Annotated in this window: 13 protein-coding genes and 1 pseudogene; 7 read left to right on the top strand and 7 right to left on the bottom strand. The window is 65.8% G+C overall.

Annotated features, from left to right (window positions below):
* Positions 1 to 14: 14 nt before the first annotated feature.
* Positions 15 to 971, bottom strand: coding sequence for a hypothetical protein (locus OOK07_RS23960; RefSeq protein WP_323182983.1), 957 nt, complete (start codon positions 969 to 971; stop codon positions 15 to 17).
* A gap of 590 nt (positions 972 to 1,561) precedes the next feature.
* Between OOK07_RS23960 and OOK07_RS23965 the strand changes: the two genes are divergently transcribed.
* The 5 genes from OOK07_RS23965 to OOK07_RS23980 all read left to right on the top strand — a co-directional run bounded on the left by OOK07_RS23965 (position 1,562) and on the right by OOK07_RS23980 (position 6,660).
* Positions 1,562 to 1,729 (top strand): hypothetical protein, encoded by a 168-nt coding sequence (locus tag OOK07_RS23965; RefSeq protein WP_266798371.1) that lies wholly within the window; start codon positions 1,562 to 1,564, stop codon positions 1,727 to 1,729.
* Positions 1,730 to 1,815: 86 nt separating this feature from the next.
* Positions 1,816 to 1,992, top strand: coding sequence for a hypothetical protein (locus OOK07_RS23970; RefSeq protein WP_266798372.1), 177 nt, complete (start codon positions 1,816 to 1,818; stop codon positions 1,990 to 1,992).
* 907 nt (positions 1,993 to 2,899) lie between these two features.
* Positions 2,900 to 3,625 carry a GntR family transcriptional regulator gene (locus OOK07_RS43485; protein ID WP_353963542.1) on the top strand — a complete coding sequence of 242 codons (726 nt, stop codon included), beginning with the start codon at positions 2,900 to 2,902 and terminating at the stop codon, positions 3,623 to 3,625.
* Positions 3,626 to 3,787: 162 nt separating this feature from the next.
* Positions 3,788 to 4,786 (top strand): glycosyltransferase family 2 protein, encoded by a 999-nt coding sequence (locus OOK07_RS23975; RefSeq protein ID WP_266798374.1) that lies wholly within the window; start codon positions 3,788 to 3,790, stop codon positions 4,784 to 4,786.
* A gap of 83 nt (positions 4,787 to 4,869) precedes the next feature.
* Positions 4,870 to 6,660, top strand: a complete 1,791-nt coding sequence (locus tag OOK07_RS23980) for an AfsR/SARP family transcriptional regulator (protein WP_266798376.1) — start codon at positions 4,870 to 4,872, stop codon at positions 6,658 to 6,660.
* Between the two features lie 768 nt (positions 6,661 to 7,428).
* On the opposite strand, the gene galU is transcribed toward OOK07_RS23980, so the two are convergent.
* From galU to OOK07_RS24000, 4 genes are read right to left on the bottom strand one after another with little or no spacing between them, the layout of a single operon-like run.
* Positions 7,429 to 8,343: a UTP--glucose-1-phosphate uridylyltransferase GalU gene (gene galU / locus OOK07_RS23985; protein ID WP_266798377.1), complete on the bottom strand. Its 915-nt coding sequence runs from the start codon at positions 8,341 to 8,343 to the stop codon at positions 7,429 to 7,431.
* Positions 8,340 to 9,452, bottom strand: coding sequence for a glycosyltransferase family 4 protein (locus OOK07_RS23990; protein WP_266798378.1), 1,113 nt, complete (start codon positions 9,450 to 9,452; stop codon positions 8,340 to 8,342). Before OOK07_RS23990 ends, galU begins: the two co-directional genes overlap by 4 nt.
* Positions 9,449 to 10,396, bottom strand: coding sequence for a UbiA prenyltransferase family protein (locus OOK07_RS23995; protein ID WP_266798380.1), 948 nt, complete (start codon positions 10,394 to 10,396; stop codon positions 9,449 to 9,451). Before OOK07_RS23995 ends, OOK07_RS23990 begins: the two co-directional genes overlap by 4 nt.
* A 27-nt stretch (positions 10,397 to 10,423) precedes the next feature.
* Positions 10,424 to 11,455 carry an NAD-dependent epimerase/dehydratase family protein gene (locus OOK07_RS24000; protein ID WP_266798381.1) on the bottom strand — a complete coding sequence of 344 codons (1,032 nt, stop codon included), beginning with the start codon at positions 11,453 to 11,455 and terminating at the stop codon, positions 10,424 to 10,426.
* 245 nt (positions 11,456 to 11,700) lie between these two features.
* Between OOK07_RS24000 and OOK07_RS24005 the strand changes: the two genes are divergently transcribed.
* Positions 11,701 to 12,954 (top strand): endonuclease/exonuclease/phosphatase family protein, encoded by a 1,254-nt coding sequence (locus OOK07_RS24005; protein ID WP_266798383.1) that lies wholly within the window; start codon positions 11,701 to 11,703, stop codon positions 12,952 to 12,954.
* A 523-nt stretch (positions 12,955 to 13,477) separates the two neighbouring features.
* Here OOK07_RS24005 and OOK07_RS24010 read toward each other — a convergent pair.
* Positions 13,478 to 14,845, bottom strand: coding sequence for an IS4 family transposase (locus tag OOK07_RS24010; protein WP_323183042.1), 1,368 nt, complete (start codon positions 14,843 to 14,845; stop codon positions 13,478 to 13,480).
* Positions 14,846 to 14,984: 139 nt separating this feature from the next.
* Positions 14,985 to 15,266 (bottom strand): annotated as a pseudogene (locus OOK07_RS24015) (site-specific integrase); the annotation flags it as partial.
* Positions 15,267 to 15,307: 41 nt separating this feature from the next.
* On the opposite strand from OOK07_RS24015, the gene OOK07_RS24020 reads away from it, so the two are divergent.
* Positions 15,308 to 15,859, top strand: a complete 552-nt coding sequence (locus OOK07_RS24020) for a Uma2 family endonuclease (protein WP_266798384.1) — start codon at positions 15,308 to 15,310, stop codon at positions 15,857 to 15,859.
* Positions 15,860 to 16,702: the final 843 nt, after the last annotated feature.

Here is a 16,702-nt window from a genome sequence, read left to right on the forward strand (position 1 = left end):
CAACGGTGGCGACCCTAGCCATCCGACGCTTGGCCGTACCTTGTCCCCACTTCGTGCTGCCTGAAGGAATGCGCCGCCCTGGGGCTCGCCCTTCGCCGCAGCACCTCAGTCACTGCCAAACCCACGCCACCGGTGATGAGTTCGCTCATCGCCACGACCAGTCGACTGATGACCGCCACCACACTCGCCGCCGGTAGCGGAAGGACCGCGCCGAGTGCGCTCAGCAAGATCACCTCGCGCACGCCCAGCCCATCGGGTGTGAAAACCGCGAAGACACCGGCGGCCGCACCCAGGGCGAACGCGCCGACGCACAGTGGCAACGAACGGGCCGGTGCGGCGCCCAGCGCTATGGCCAGGCACCACAGCTGAATTCCGCCGAACAGCCAGGAAAGCGTCTGCACCAGCACGTTGCGGCGAATGACCCCTGCCGGCAAAGTCACCGAAGGCGGGGGGCGCCTACGCAGCCGGGCCACCACGGTGGCGGCCTCGTTGACGAATTGAGGTCGCACCAGGAGCACCGCCAGCGGCACGGCCGAGGCCGCCACCAGCCAGACCTGCGATCCGCCGAGCACCTGGGGCCCGGCCACCAGCCCGGCCGAGGCTGCGGTCAACAGCCCGATCACCAGCGTCAGCAGCCACGCTGTGGCCGTCCGGGCAGGCGGTATTCCCATCGCCTGCCCCATCTTCACGCTCAGTACGAAGCCGAAGACCTTACCGGGCACGTACTTGGCGAATTGGCCTACGAAAAATATCCGGGAGGCACCCACCGCTGTGAGCCCACCGCCTTCAGCCGTGGGCGCGATATCCGAGCTGGCGGCTGACAGCATCGACCACCAGGCGAGCAGAGCCGCCAGCACCGCGACAGCGTTCGCGAGCAGCGCCAGCCCGACCCACATCGCAAAGGACCCTGGCGGCCGACTGCGCATAGTGGTGGCCAGGACGGACCAGTCCTGGCCGCGCACGAACAGCACCACTGCTATTGTCATGCCCACGAGTAACACAGCCGTCAACGCCCGCTGGAGCACTCCGATCGGACGGGAGCCGCCAACCTGGAGATCCTGAGTGTCCGCCACGTTTCATCGAGCCGTACAGTTCGACTGGATCATGGAACTGACTGTAGAGCAGCGGTTCTTGGCGAGTCCTTGTCCCGTCGCGCTCCGAGGCTGAACCGCGAGTCGGAGCTGAACAGTCGACGCACTGATACGGTTTTGACCTTTCGTCGACTAGGACGCAGCCCCTTCAGGGAGCCGCCGCCCGCATGCTTGCTGACAAGTGGCCGTCCGTAGCCCGCTGAACGTCTCCGCCCACAGCAGCTCAGCCTTCAACACCGACAGGAACCTGGCCCCGTGCATACACGTGCCAGTGCGCACGCGGGGTCAGGACGACTCGCGTACTACCAGGTGAAGCTGGAAGATGACGACCGCCTGCGGCACCGGTTCACCGCTGATGCGGGCCATCAACAGACGGGCCATCTCCTGGCCCATCTCTTACGGTGGCTGCTTGACCGAGCTGAGCGGCGGGTCGGTTTGGAGGGCGATGGGACCGGGCCAATGTGGCCGGCGTGGTCTGCTTCCGGCCCGGGACGAGGTCGCGCTTCTTCTACCGGCTGTACGTCTACCACGGCCGCAAGGGCGGGCCCAAGAGCTTCGCCTGGCACGAGCACCGCGACCTGATGATTGCGGCTCACCAGCAACTGGGCGCTCCGCTGGTGTGGCGCTGGGCATCCTGAACGTGCACCTGTGTCCGCAGATGATCGGAGTTCCTCGATGAGCACGACGAGTCGCTGCGGGTGTTCCAAATTCGTATGCACCCGAGTTGAGTCCGGCCGAGGGCGTGTGGTCGCTCCTCAAGCGGTCCATCGTGAACTTCGTCGCCACCGACCTCGGCGGTCTCGTCCGGATGGTGAAGCGCAGGCTGAAGAAGATCCAGTTCCGCCCCCACTTGCTCGACGGCTGCCTCGTGGAGACCGGCCTAATCGACGAACCCCCGTGATCGACCAACCGATGTCTACGAGTTCAACCTGAGTACGAGCGCGGTCTAGGACGTGGTGGGTCAAACCATGGGCCGCGCACACGCCGGGCCTGCTCCGGCGACGTGAGCTGACCGATGCTCAGTGGCAGCTGATCGCTCCGTGGTTGCCCGCCGACGGCCGACTCGCCGCGGCAGTGCAGTGGTCCGAGCACCGGACGATGGCCAACGGGCTGCTGTTCAGCGCGCCCACACCGGGGCACCCTGGACTGATCCGTTGAAGCGGTACGGGCCCTGACAGACCGTCTACGAGCGGCCTGGCGGTACCCGGCAACGGAGCCTGGCCGGGCGGAGGACTGAGGCCGCTGCCACCGATCCCGAGGGTGCCCTGGCCCGCCAGGCGGGGCGCCAAGGCGACGCCATCGCCGAGCCGGACGGCCGGCGGGACAACCACCGGCGCACACCAAGGGCCTCAGGACCGGCGGGCGGAGAGGTCGTCGAGCATGGTGGCGGTGGCGCCGAACCTCACGGAACCGGCTTCGAACATGCTGAACAGTACGTCGAGCGTGCGCACGCCGCTAACGGCCTTGACCCGCACTCGCTCAGAGCCGGTGGCCCGCATGAGACGTACGGCTTCCAGCGTGGCGCCCCGGAGCGAACCCCGTAGACGTCTTCACGTCATGCTCGCTGAGGACGGGGGCAGTGCTTGCCGCCACCGCAGGAGAGCGACTCGCGGGTTGTCTATACAGCTGAGCAAGTTCGCCGCCTGGCAAGGTTGCCTTGTCATATCGCACCTCACATGGCAAGTGGGGCAGGCCACACTGGGCCGAGGGTCGGCCTGGCCCGCTATGAGGCCAAACGCCAAGAACGTTACCAATTGAACTAGTTGACTAGACAGCTAGATGGCTGATTATCTCCAGGAAGGGGTGCAATGGGCGGGAACTTTGCCCCCAAGTACTACCAAATCGAGCAAACCCTTCGTGAGCGTATCGAACACCAGCGAGCGCACGACCCGCTGCCTTCGGAAACCGAATTATGTGCTGAATTCGGGGTCAGTCGGATGACTGCACGCGCTGCTCTGCAGAATCTAGTAACAGAACGCCTGGTCTACCGAGTGTCCGGTCGAGGGACGTTCGTCGCGGAACCGCCCACTCGACGTCGGGCGGATAACTTCGCCCGTTTCAGTGAAGAGATGCGTCGACGAGGACGCGTTCCTTCATCGAGGCTCATCCTCTCCGAGGTGCGGAAGGCGAATTCGAATGAGGTTCATCGGCTACAGCTCCCCAAATCGTCGGACGCGGTAGCCATCACGCGTGTCCGCCTGGCGGACGATGTCCCCGTCGCGCTGGAAAGGGCGGTCTTCCCAGGAGATCTCACTGCGCTCCTGCAGGTGGACGTGACCACTCACTCGCTGCACGAGTCCTTGATCGAACTAGGGAGGTATCCACGGCGTGGCTATTCGTCCATTGAAGCAGACGTCGCCGGAGACCTCGAGTCCCAGCTGCTGGAGGTCTCCGCCGGCACCCCCCTCCTCATCGAAACGCGCCTCATACTGGACCAGGACGATCGCCCTATCGAGCTCACTGAGACCCGCTATGTGGGCCATCGGTACGTTCTGGATGTTGCGTTCCAAGTCGATACTTCACATGGACCGTGACCCGGGCAGGCATTTGAAATTCCATAGACACATCCGCCACATATAATCTGGCGCACAGCCGGCCATCGGCGAGCCCTCAGAAATGTCATCAAGTTGCCCTTACAGTAGAGGCATCTGCCTCATTCCCGTGGAGCGAACGTGACTGGGTCTGAACGCGCACTCGTGTCAGTGATCGTCCCCTGCTACAACAGCACGAAGACCATCGCGCTGTGCTTGGAGTCCGTGTTTACGCAAACATACTCACCTATTGAACTGATCGTCGTGGACGACTCCAGCACCGACGAGACAGCTTCGATGGCCGACGCGTATGAGTGCACCGTTGTCCGGCTGGCCGAGAACTCCGGGGCGGGAATCGCGCGGAACCGCGGCATCGCCGCCAGCCACGGCGATGTCCTGTTCTTCCTCGATTCCGATGTCGCGCTGGCGCCGGACGCCGTGGCAAATGCCGTCCGTGCCTTCGAGGAGAAGCCTGCGTGCGGCGCGGTATGGGGTGTCTACGGCGACCGGCCGCTTGTGAACGACGGCGTCGTCGAGCAAGTGCAGGTCCTACATGGCCACTTTCGTCAGATCCAACCCCGCCCCGTGCTCACGGGGCACTTCGCGGTCGGGGCGATCCGCCGCCGGGTCGTCGACGAGCTCGGCGGCTTCGATGAACGGCTCACGGGACAGTGGGCCAACGAGGACCACGAGTACGGCCTGCGGATCGCCGAGCACTTCCCGGTGGCCCGTGCGCTCGATGTCGTTGGTTACCACGACGACGACGACCGGATGTCCTCGGTGCTCCGCAAGCGCTTCGGACGCGCCGTGTCGCTGATGCCCTTGATCTTCCTGCAGCGCGATCTAAAGCCTGAGCGGGAGGCGCTGCACCGGCCGCCCGAGATCTTCGCGATCACTCTCACCACGGCGACCGTGTTACTGCCGTTTTTCACGCCTGCGTTTGCGGTCTTTCCCGCAGCCGGTCTCGCCTGGTTCCTCTGGGTGAACCTCCCGCTGCTCAGCTACGTCCGACGTGCCGCCGGCTGGCGCGTGGTCCTGGTGACAACAGCTCTGAACTACCTCTACGGCCTCGCCGTCTCGGCAGGCGGCTTGACCGGGGCGCTGCGCTACCTCGTCGACCCGCGTTTCCGGCGGCGTTACCGCACGGGCCTCGCGGCCGCATAATCCTGGCCGCTTCTTCCATTTCCAGCAGGACGCAGCACCGCATTGGGAGCGCCACCAGTTCAGTTGCATTTAGGGGGAGACTGATGAAAATTAGACTGCTTGGATTGATGGATGTTGAAGCAGCTGGTCGTTCGCTGGATGTGGGGCCGCAACAACGGCGTTTAGTGCTTGCGGCGTTGGCGGTCGACGCGGGTAACCCCGTTTCCATCGACGTCCTGACCAACCGGGTCTGGGGTCAGGACACACCCGACGCGCCGCACAGTGCCCTCTACTCCCATATAACCCGGCTGCGGAAGTTCCTGACCGAGGCAGCACGAACCGAAGACCCAGCAGCAAGACCGGTGGCCCTTACCAAGGGTGCGCAAGGTTACATCCTGCAGATCGACCGACAGGACGTGGACTTGCACCGTATCGGCTCCCTCGCGGAAGGCGCGCACGCCGCACACGGAGAGCGCCGCGTGCTCGCCCTGCGTGAGGCGATGGCCCTCTGGCGTGGGCAGCCACTGGCGAATCTGATGGGTTACTGGGCCAGCACGATACGCCGGAACGCCGAATCACAGTTCATAGGCGTCGCGAGTGCATGGGCCGCTGACGAGCTGCGATTAGGCAACGCCCAGGCCGTCGCCGACCGACTGGCCAAGGTCCTGGATTCCTATCCGCTCGCTGAACCGCTGGCGGAGTGGTATATGCGTGCGCTGTGCGCGCTCGGGCGCACCTCGGAGGCGCTGCAATGTTACGCCACCGTGCGTCGGCAGATCGCCGAGCAACTGGGGCATGAGCCCGGCCCGCATCTGCATGATCTGCATATGGCCGTGTTACGTGGCGAGCTCGACACCCATCACCAAGGCATCACCATCAGTTCCGCGCCGCTGCCCCGACAACTGCCCAGCAACGTGGCTCACTTTGTGGGCCGAACTGACGAATTAACCTGGATCCGGGATGCGCTCACCACACCGAGACCGCAGGCAGCGGCGCCGCTGGTGAGTATCCACGGAGCCGCCGGCGTCGGTAAGTCGACTCTAGCGATCCACGCCGCACATCAACTCCTCCACCACTATCCCGAGGGCCAGGTTTATCTGGAGCTCGGCGGGAGCAGCACCGGAGTGCCACCGCTCAGCCCGTCAGAGGCGCTGGCCCGCTTGTTCCGTACACTCGGCGCGGAGTCGCCGCCGCCGACCGTGCAGGCTGATGAGGCGGCCGCCCAACTTCGCTCTGTGGTGGCTGGGCGGAAGATGCTCCTGGTACTCGACAACGCCTCCGACTCGGACCAGATAAAGCCGTTGCTGTTGAACGGGGCCGGCTGCGGTGTGATCGTGACGAGCAGGCAGCCGCTGGCCGCCTTGGGTGGGGTCGGCCAATTGCCCGTCAGGCCACTCGCGGTGGACGAGGCTGTCGCTCTCTTCGGCCAGCTGACGGGCGCGGAGCGGGTCGCCGCGGAACCCACCGCGGCCGTCGCGATCGTAAAGCTGTGCCAATGCCTGCCACTCGCCGTGACCACTGCGGCAGCCCGCCTCGCAGCCCGGCCGAGTTGGCCCCTCGCCGAGCTGCACTCCCGCCTGGCCGACGAGGCTCGGCGACTCGACAACCTCGAGATCGAAGGCATGGGAATGCGAGCCAGCTTATCCGGCTCCTACCAGCGACTCACTGAAAACGCCGACCCGGCCATGCGTGCCGCAGCACAGGCTTTCAAGCTACTCAGTGGGTACGGCCGGCCGGTGGTCACCCTCTCGGACGCCGCGCAACTGCTTTCCGAGTCCAGAACGCGCGCTGAACTGTTCCTGGAGCGGCTTGTCGACGCCCAGCTCCTGGAGAGCATCGCCCCGGGCCTCTACCAGATGAACGATCTCCTGCGGCTGTTCGCCCAGGAGTGCTGAACAGCCGCAGGGGCTTCTCCAGCACCGGGTCTGGTGTCTGGTGGGCTGTCGAGGCGGGCCGAGTTGGGTCCGCCTCGACTGGCGGCGCTGTGGGTGAGGTCCAGCCCCGCAACGGCTCAACTACTCGGCGTTGTTGCTGAAACTCACTGGATACTTCTGCAGTCGCTCAGGATCAAGGGTTCACTCAACTCACCGTCAGGCATTGCTGCTTTCCACCGACACAATCAGGCCCCGGTCCAGCGGCGAGACCGTCCACGGCAAGCGGCTGACGCGTTCCTTACACGCCGGAATGATCGTCCTGCTTGACCGGGCTTCTCCACCGGGACCACGCCGGGGCGGACCCGGACCGGTGCAGTTTCAGCGTCGCGCTCCGATGCGCCCGCGATCAGATCGTCCAAGCCGCGGGCATCATCGCCGACACTGTGATCGGCCCCGTCGGAACGATCGGCCGAGCCGTCCTGGAACAGCTCATGCCAGCCCGCGGCCTCCGCATCAGCCTCCGCGCAGTGAAACGGCGTCCGTCCCGATACACGTATCAAAGCCGACCGACGCACCTACGCAGCCACCCTCAGCATCAACATCTTGACACCACCAATCAGCCCGTAACTTCACGGCCTTGACTTTTGGGGCACGCAGTTCACAGCGGAAGTCATCCGTGTCGCCGTAGGCCGTGGGCCACCGCGGTCCTCCACTCGAAGCCGGACGTCTGAGCCCGCGGGGGCGGGGCGGCGGCGATGCGTCACTTGGTCCCGGAGCGGTTCGCTCTCTTCATGGCATCTCCTGCTGAACATAGCTGCGCAGCCAGGCCCTGAAGTCCGGTCCCAGGTCCTCGCGCTCGGACGCGAGGCGGACGGTGGCACGCAGATAGTCGGCGCGGTCACCGGTGTCGTAGCGGCGGCCGTCGAAGACGACACCGTGTACGGGGCCGCCCAGAGACGGGTCAGCAGCCAAGGCCTGCAAGGCGTCGGTGAGCTGGATCTCGCCGCCGCGGCCGGGTTCGGCCTTGCGCAGCACCTCGAAGATTCCCGGGTCCAGTATGTAGCGGCCGATGATCGCGAGGTTGCTGGGGGCGTCTGCCCGTTCGGGCTTCTCCACCAGGCCACTGACGGTGACGACATGGTCGTCATCGCTCGGGGCGGCCGCAACGCTGCCATAGAGGTGGATCTGGGAGGGGTCGACCTCCATCAGTGCTATGACACTGCCGCCGTGGCGGTGCTGCACCTCGATCATGCTGCTGAGCAACGGGTCGCGCGGGTCGACCATGTCGTCGCCGAGGAGCACCGCGAAGGGCTGGCCACCCACGTGCTCCTCCGCGCACAGCACGGCGTGGCCCAGCCCCTTGGGGTCGCCCTGGCGGACGTAGTGGATGTCGGCCAGCTCACTCGAAGCCCGCACCTCGTCGAGCCTGGCGGCGTCGCCCTTCCGGCGCAGGACCTCCTCCAGCTCGTAATTGCGGTCGAAGTGGTCCTCGAGAGAGCGCTTGTTCCGTCCGGTGATCATGAGGACGTCAGACAGGCCCGCTGTGACGGCCTCCTCGATGACGTACTGGATCGCGGGCTTGTCGACCACCGGCAGCATTTCCTTGGGGGTAGCCTTCGTGGCGGGTAGGAAGCGGGTGCCGAGGCCGGCCGCCGGGATGACCGCCTTGGTGATCCGGGGTCCTCGCCCGGATGCGGTGCTCATGCCTGCACTCCCTTCAGAACGGCAGCGTATCGATCAAGGCAGCTCTCCAGGCCGAACAGGTCTCTGGCGCGTTCGGCCCCGCGCTTTCGCACGGACGCATCCCATCCGAGCGTCTCCAGGAGAGCGTCGCGCAGCGCCACCGGGTCACGAGGCGGGACGACCGCGCCCAGGCCGGTGGCGGTCACGGGGTAACGTCCTCCCGGCAGATCGGTCGTGACCGAGGGGACGCCACACATCATCGCTTCGGCCTGGGCGATCCCGAACGACTCCGCGATCGAAGGCAGCGCGAAGACGTCGATTGACGCGTAGAAGTCAGCGATCTCCTGTCCCCGCAGCAGGCCCAGGATGCTGATGCGCGGGTCACGCTGGGCGGCCTGGCGGATCTCGTCTATGACACTGCCTCCCGCCACGGTCAGGTAGTCGCCACCTATGAGCAGCCGGGCGTTAGGGTCGGTGATCTCGCGGAACGCGGCAAGGAGGTAGGGCAACCCCTTGTCGGGCACGATACGACCGAGGAAACCGATGTGCGGCCCGGACGTCTGCCGGTACCCCGGTGACCCTCCTCGCCGGTCCAGGCATGGAGCCGCTATCGGGAAACGCCTCGCATCGCGCAGCGACGGCCACATCCGGGAGTGCTCGGCCTGGTCGTCGCTGTTGACCACGACGGCCGCGGACCGGCGCAGCGTGATCGCCGAGGAGACACTCACCGCTGCTGTCGCGGCTCGGGCCACCAGGCCGGGCGGAAGCCAGAGGTCGATGTGATAGGTCGATACAACGGGGACCTTCAGCCGCAGCCCCGTGATGAGCCCAGCCTCCAGCATCGGCAGGTGCAGGTGCAGCACACGCGACCGTCTGCTCAGTCGACGTACCGTACTGGCGAACGAGGGGCTGACCAGGCCACGACCGATCGTGGCGACAACCGGGCACCGATAGACGTCCACGCCGTCTAAGCGCTCGCGCAACGGCAGTGCCGGATCGTGACAGGTGGCGACGACGGCGACCTGCCAACCACGGGCGGCGAGTCCCTCGGCGACGATCCGAGCGGCCTCGGTCAGGCCGCTCACGTAAGGCGCGTAGTAGTTGACCGCGATGCAGACGTCATAGGTCACAGGGAGCTCGCCAGGAAGGTCGAGGCCAGGACCGCAGTCCACAGGCCGAGGTTGAGTCGCATCTGCCGGTCGCGCATGAGGTCCTCGACCGGGTCGCCTCCGGACCGTTCCACGATGAGCATCTGCAGGTAGCGGGTGACATGGAACGCCGCGAACGGGAAGCTGAGCGCAGCTCCCACCTTTCCGTACGGCGCATTCAGCTGCCACATCGTGGCCACGTAGCAAATCAGGGCCGCGACGAGATTCAAGACCACCATGTGATCCAGGAATGGCACTGTGTACGCCGACAGCGCCGGTCTGTGCTTCTCCCCGGTCACCTTCAAGCCGGCCAGTTCGTGTCGGCGTTTTCCCAACGACAGCGCCACAGAAGCGCAGTAGACACAAATGAGCAGAAGCGGCTGGATAGTCAGACCGGCAGCAAGCGCTCCGGCCAGCACCCGCAGGACGAAGCCGGCGGCAACCACTGAGACGTCGACGAGCGGTTGGTGTTTGAGGGCCAGGGTGTACCAGATGTTCATGACGACGTAGCCCCCGAGGACCAGTGCCCCCAGGGGAGGGACCGCTATGAGCAGTCCGACCGTGGCGAGCAGTAGCGCGGTGAGCACGGCCAGGGCACCTCGGACACTCACGCGGCCACTCGCGAGCGGCCGCAGCCGCTTGACCGGGTGCAGCCGATCGGCTTCACAGTCACGGAGGTCATTCAGGACGTACACGGCAGAGGAGGCGGAAAGGAAGGCCAGCAGGGTCAGGCCGATCGTGGCGAGGTGCGGGATCGCCGCCCGCGGCCCGGCTGTTATCGGCACCACCAGCACCAGGACGCTCTTGATCCAGTGGCGGGGCCGCAAGAGCGCCACGTAGGCCCGTAATGGTCTCGCCCGTCCGGCAGCGATCGGTCCTTCCACGGCATCGAGCGCGAGCCTGTCTGGATCCACGTAGTGAACCATGAGCGCCTCCCATTTCGTGACGGTTGGTCAGAACAACGCTTTGGCGATGTGCAAGGCCCCCTGGCGCCACGGGTCGCGGTGCGTCCGGCCGCTGGCGCCCCGCCGCGCGTGGCCCGTGCTCTGCCACCACTCGTACGTCCGCAACAGCGACTGTTCGTTGCTGAGTTGGGGAGCGAAGCCCAGCCGTTCACGTGCCTTGTCTATCGACACGTAGGAATCACGGGTCAGCTTGTGCACCAGCCGCCTGTACACCGGGGAGAGACGCAGGGCTGCGAGGGCTCGCAGCATCACGACCGCCGGCCCGACCGGAACGGTGACAACCCGCCGTCCGTGCCCTGCGGCGTCGAGCACCGCCTGGAAGTCATCGCGGAGCGACGTGAACTCGGCGGCGCCGATGTTGAAGGTGTCGTTCACGGCTCCGTCCGTCCCCTCGCATGTCTGCCGGATTGCATCGCAGAGGTCGTCGACGTCCAGCATCTGCGCGGCGGCGTAGCCGCCACCCAGCAGGGGGAAGTTGCGCCCCTCGTCGGCCCATTCGAACAACATCGCAAACAGCCCCAGCCGTTCCGGGCCGAGAAACGTCTTGGGTCGCAGTATCGGGGCGCAGAGGCCCTGCTTCCGCGCGCGCAATACGACCTTTTCCGCGGCGAGCTTGGCGGCGGAATACGTATCCACCGGCTCACACGGATAGTCCTCGGGTGTGGGGCAGTGGCGGGGCAGGCCGTAGACAGCAGTCGACGATATGTGCACGAGTCGCTGAACGCCGACGCGTCGGGCAGCCGCCACGACCGCGGCGGTGCCGTCCACGTCGACCGACCGGATGTCGCTGGCGCGGTGGCTCGGCAGGGCGGCGGCTGAATGGACAATGACGTCGGCGCCGCGAAATGCCTTGATCAGCGCCACGGTGTCTCGGACATCCGCCTGGACATACTCGGCACGATCACGGGCACGGGATACAAGGGGGCGGATATCGACGCCCGTCCACTCGACGCCGGGCCAAGGACGAGTCAGCAGGGCAGTGCCGAGCATTCCGGCCGCGCCGGTGACGACAATGTTCATTTCACGTCCCTTTCGTTAAAAAAGCACCGCACACGGAGGCAACCGTCGAAGAGAACTTGTCATCTACCGTGGCGTCGACCGGGCGTGACAAGTCGCCGACTCCATCGGCTCATTCGCAAGGCCAGGACGGACCTTACCGGCCGGTGATTGCGCCGGTCTTGGCGATGACCCCAAGACCGAGGCAAGGTCTCGGTGCGAAACTCTGCAGTCTGATAGCACCAACCGCCTGGGAGAAGTGTGAATCTGTGAGCGAGACTACGAACGTCGAAACATCCACCGTCGAAGGTGAGAAGTCGGACCAGGCGGCGCCGACCAGTCGACTCCGGCGCTGGCGCATACGCCTCTCTTCCGTTATCCAGGGACAACAGTCGGACCAGGCGGCGCCGGCCGGCTGGCTCGGGCGCTGGCGTGTACGCCTCGCGATCTTCGCCTGCACCTCGTGGCTGATCTTCGTCGCGCTGCACCACCTTCTCAGTAACCGGTTCTACTGGTGGGGCCCCTTCGACCTCGTTCCGCCGCTGGCCTTCGCTCTCGTTCCGCTGGCGCTGATAGCCGTGGCACAGCTGGCACCGCGCGTGCGGTGGCGCCTCACCGCCGCGCCGGTGCTCGCCCTACTGCTCGGCATGAGTTACTCCGGGCTCAATTTCAGCTCCCTTTGGTACACCCCTCCGTCGGCACCGCCCAACGCGATAAAGTTGGTCACCTGGAACACTCAGTATTGGGACCAGGATCTTCAACCCGGCGGTCCTCACACCACCGACGACTTCTACGCGTTTCTTCGTGGTCTTAACGCCGATGTCTACATGCTGCAGGAATACGCGCATGTGGACATGACGCGCGCTCTCTGGGCGCAGGCTCGCTCCATCAACCAGGTGGACCGACTGCGAAAGGAGTTTCCCGGCTATCAGATCGTGATCGAGGGACGCAACATCACATTGTCCCGCCTCCCAGTCGTGGGTCACAGCTGGCTGGACACGAGCAAGTGGCTGCCAGACGACCTCAAAGCCGTCCCGTCGGGGTTGCGGGACCGGCCGCTTTTCTACACGTCGCAGACACAGCGAACCGATATTCAAGTGAATGGCAAGGTCGTATCTTTCTACAACTCTCATCTGTTCCAGCCGCCGCAGCGGATTCTCCGACTCCAGAACAGCCCCGAAGGAAGTATGTTCCAGGTCGACCGGCTAAACTACGAGATGCGGCGTGCCAGTCTCCGGGCTATCCAGACGGACGTCGCGCGGAACCCCAACCGGATCGTTCTGGGCGGCGACCTGAACACATCGCCCTCGATGGGAATCAGGTCGATGATCCCCGATCGGTTTGTCGACCAGTCACGCGCGCTCTCGTCGCTCTATCCGGCCTCCTGGCCGGCCGGGAATCCTATCTGGCGGCTCGATTGGCTCTTCACGACCTCGAACGTCGCCGTGTCACGCTACGACCTGCTCGACCCGCATGGCCTTTCCGATCACCGCGCTCAGAGCATCACTCTGTGGCCCCGCTGACGTGCGGCCCCGGCGTTGTTCCGGTTTGATGTACTTCGGCTGCCTTCACGCCGGTGAGCCGGGCCGGTTTGCCAGAAGTGCGTGAAGAACGGCTTGACGTTTTTACGAAACGTGCCGGGCATGCGACCGTCGACCGGATGCAGTGGCTGCTCAACGGATCGGCGCGGGACGCTGACCGGCTGCGTGGCGCGGTCCGCGACTATGTCATCACGCACCTGGGTGACCCGGACGCCTCACTCGTCACTGATTGCGTCAGCGCCGCACTGCCCACGGCGGGCGCTGGCGGTGCGCGGCGGCTGCCGCGGTTTCGACGAGGTTCCGCTGGCCCGGCGTGGCCTGGCGGGTCCGCGCCTGGTCCGCGAAACGGCCCAGTTCTGCCCGGATGGTGGCGGAGTCCAGATTCCTGCCGATGTGAAATCGGCGGGGCTCTCACGCCCTTTGACGGCAACGTCAGCGGATGACGGCTGCGGCGGGTGGGTCGTCGGGGTCGTTGTCCCTCGGGCTAAAGAGCAAGGCCGTGAAGTTATGGGCTGATGGGCCCTGTCAACAGGATGTCGATGCTGATGGTGGCCTTGTAGGTGCGTCGGTCCACTCGCAGGCTCTTGTACGCGTATCGGGACAGTGGTCGCTTGACGGCGCGGGGGCTGACGCGCAGGCGGCGGGCTGTCATCGGGTGGTTCAGGACGGCTCGTCCGATGGTTCCGACGAGGTCGATGGTGGTGTCGGCGATGATGCCTGCGGCTTGGACGACCTGGTCGCGGGCGGTGTGGAGGGCGATGCTGAAGCTGGCCCGGTCGGGGTCCGCGTGGGGGAGGGTCGCGGTGGCGTCGGCGATGGCAATCCTGATCAGCTGGTAGGCGGTCAGCAGGGCGTAGACCTCCTGGGCGATACCGGACATGGTCCGGGCGCGCAGGACCCGGCGCCCGAGGATGGACTTCTTGATCGCGAAGAAGGCGGACTCCACTTCCCACCGCTCGTGATACTGCTTGACCAGCTCGAATGCCGGGTAGCGGCGGTGGTCGAGCAGGGTGGTGGCCAGCCGGTAGACACCGGTGGTGCGCCCGGCGGTGGTGGCGATGGTGATCTCGCACTCGATGACGCGGACCTCCAGCCGGCCGATCCTGGACAGGAACGAGCCGTCCTCGTAGCGGTGCAGGATGGGTGGTTTGCGGGTGGCGGACAGCCGGGCGAGGAACGCGGCGCCGGTGTCCGCGACCGTGGTCAGGAAGGCATTGGAGGACAAGCCGCGGTCCAGCAGGACGAGCATGCCCTCGTGCAAGGAGCGGGCCAGGCGCTTGCCATGGGTGGTCTCGCCGCTGGTGCGCGGGCCGAAGACCGCGTCGATCACGGCCCGGGTGCCGCAGGCGACCAGGGTGACCAGGCAGATCTGGGGATAGCCTGAAGTGGCGTACTGGTTGGAGCCTTTGCCCAGGTGGGCCCGGGTGGCGGGAGCGTCGGGGACGTCGAGGTAGGTGCCGTCGACGGCGACGACCAGCAGACCCGCCCAGCGGGCCCCGGTGGTGCGGATCGCGCTCGCCGGGCCGCGCAGCAGGTCGAACAGGGCCCGCATGGGGCGGACACCGAGCCGGGCGCGGGCGTGCCACAGTGCCGTTGCGGTGACCTTCGGGACCGGCAGGCAGTGCAGTGCGGAGGTCAGCCTGGCCCACACCGCCGGATAGCCGCACTCCTCGAACAGAGCAGCGGCCAGGAGGAGGTAGACGACCACCCGGGCGGGGAGTTTCCGCAATCGCTGCTGGACGGCCCCGCACTCAGCCAGGGCGGCGTCGACCATCTCGAACGGGACGATCTGCGTCAACTCACCCAAGTGACCCGGAGCGAAAAGACCGTCGGCTACCGCGATCTCGCGGCTGATGACACACTGACCCGACAGCGGAGCCTCCGGTGCTGTGAACGGCTTGTCTTGGCGGACCAGCCAGTTCTACCGGGGCTCCGCTTCTCGCGTCCGGTGTTCCTCCAGATCAGACCCCACTTGCAGCCACGGACCCGCCCCGTAACTTCATGGCCTTGGGCTAAAGAGCGTCGCCGAGGGTGTCGATAGCTTGGCGCTGGAGGCGGAGCCGGACGTGGGCGTAGACGCCGATGTGCGCGTGGCCGAGGAGTTCCTTGATCACGACGAGGTCGCCACCCTGTTCCAGGAGCAGGGTGGCGATGGTGTGCCGGAGGTCGTGGAAGCGGATGGTCCGGAGTCCAGCGCTGTGGAGAAGGCGACGGAAGTGGCGGGTGAGGTTGCCGGGGTCGAGCGGCCTGCCGGTGGGGGTGGTGAAGGCGAGGCCGTTGTCCGTCCAGCCCGTTCGGCGGCCGTATTCTGGGAGGCGACGGGAAGGAGCCGCTGATGAGCGTTGACGCGATCATGCACACCGAGTTCCCCGAGGGACACACGGTCTTCTTCGGTGCCGACGGGAAGGTGATCATGACTCCGCAGAGCGAGGAGCATTCCAGCACCATCAGGTCGATGCAGATCGACTCTCTCGCTCTGGGCCGTCACGCGAAGATCACTTCCGACGTGTACCTCGACTTCCCTGCCGACGAGAACTCCGCCCCGGACCTGGCGATCCTGCGCGAGGATGCACAGAAGCAGGGCAAGCGCTACAGCTTCGAGGACGTCCTGCTGATCGCGGAGGTGGTGTCGGTCTCCTCCGCGCGCAAGGACTACGACGACTGCACCGCCAAGTACGGCCGCTACGGCATCCCGGTCTACCTGGTCGTGGACCCGTACGCCGGAGAGGTTGTCGTGCACACCCAGCCCACCGGGGACGGCTACATCGCGGCACACACGCACAAGTACGGCACGGGCAAGCTCCCCATCGAGCTGGCCGACGGCCGTACTTTCACCCTCGACCTGGACGAGCTGCCCCGTCCCCAACCGGAGACCGGCACCCGCTGAGCGCGCCGGTCCATGGGTGGTCTCGACCAGGACTTGCTGCAAATCACCTTCCAAGCTGGTGGGAAGGTGTCCTGAGCAGGAAATTTCGTACCGTCGGTTCACCGAATGCAAACGTCGACGGGTGCATGCGCGCGCGTGCGCACCGGACCGGGGTCGAGCAGGATCGAGTAGGAGGCAGCCTACCGCTGGGGTGGCTGGTTCAGCTGTTGGAGGACTACGGCTTCGAGCCGCATCTGGTGCAGCCGCTGCGATGCAAGGAAATCGCCCCTGCGCGGCTGAAGACGACAAGGTGGACACGGCCAATCCTGGCCCGGCTGCTGCGCGTGGAGCTGCTGTCGGAGGCACTATGGGAAGCACACAACCCGGGTAGCCTTGCTACTTGTCATCAGCGGTGCCCCTGCCGGTGGCCAGCCGGTGGCCGGACGCCTTTGGACGACGCAATACGAGGTAGTACAGACCAACCAGCCGCACCTGCTCTGATCAGGAAAAAGGTCACCACAGAGCACGACAAGGCACCAGGCAACACGATCGCTCATGGTCTCGTAATGCGTAGGTCTCGGGTTCGAATCCCGAAGGCGGCTCTGTGGAAGCCTCAGGACTCACTCGCCGTGACCTGGGGCTTTTGCTTTTTTCGGGGCGGGTTAGGGCGTGGCGAGAGGCGCGGCTGGGACGCCGTCGAGGGGCTTCCGTGAGCGATGCGTGAGCGGAGCGGCTCGGTGGGCTAGTTCTGGGGCTTCTTCCGCGCGCTCTTCTCCTTCACCTTCGTCTGGGTTCTCGCCTTCCTGGCGGTCTTGCGGGCCTACTCGACCTCGGCCCTGTGCTGGAGTGGGACCAACGCGGTGG

The sequence above is a fragment of the Streptomyces sp. NBC_00078 genome (assembly GCF_026343335.1).
Taxonomy (GTDB): Bacteria; Actinomycetota; Actinomycetes; order Streptomycetales; family Streptomycetaceae; genus Streptomyces.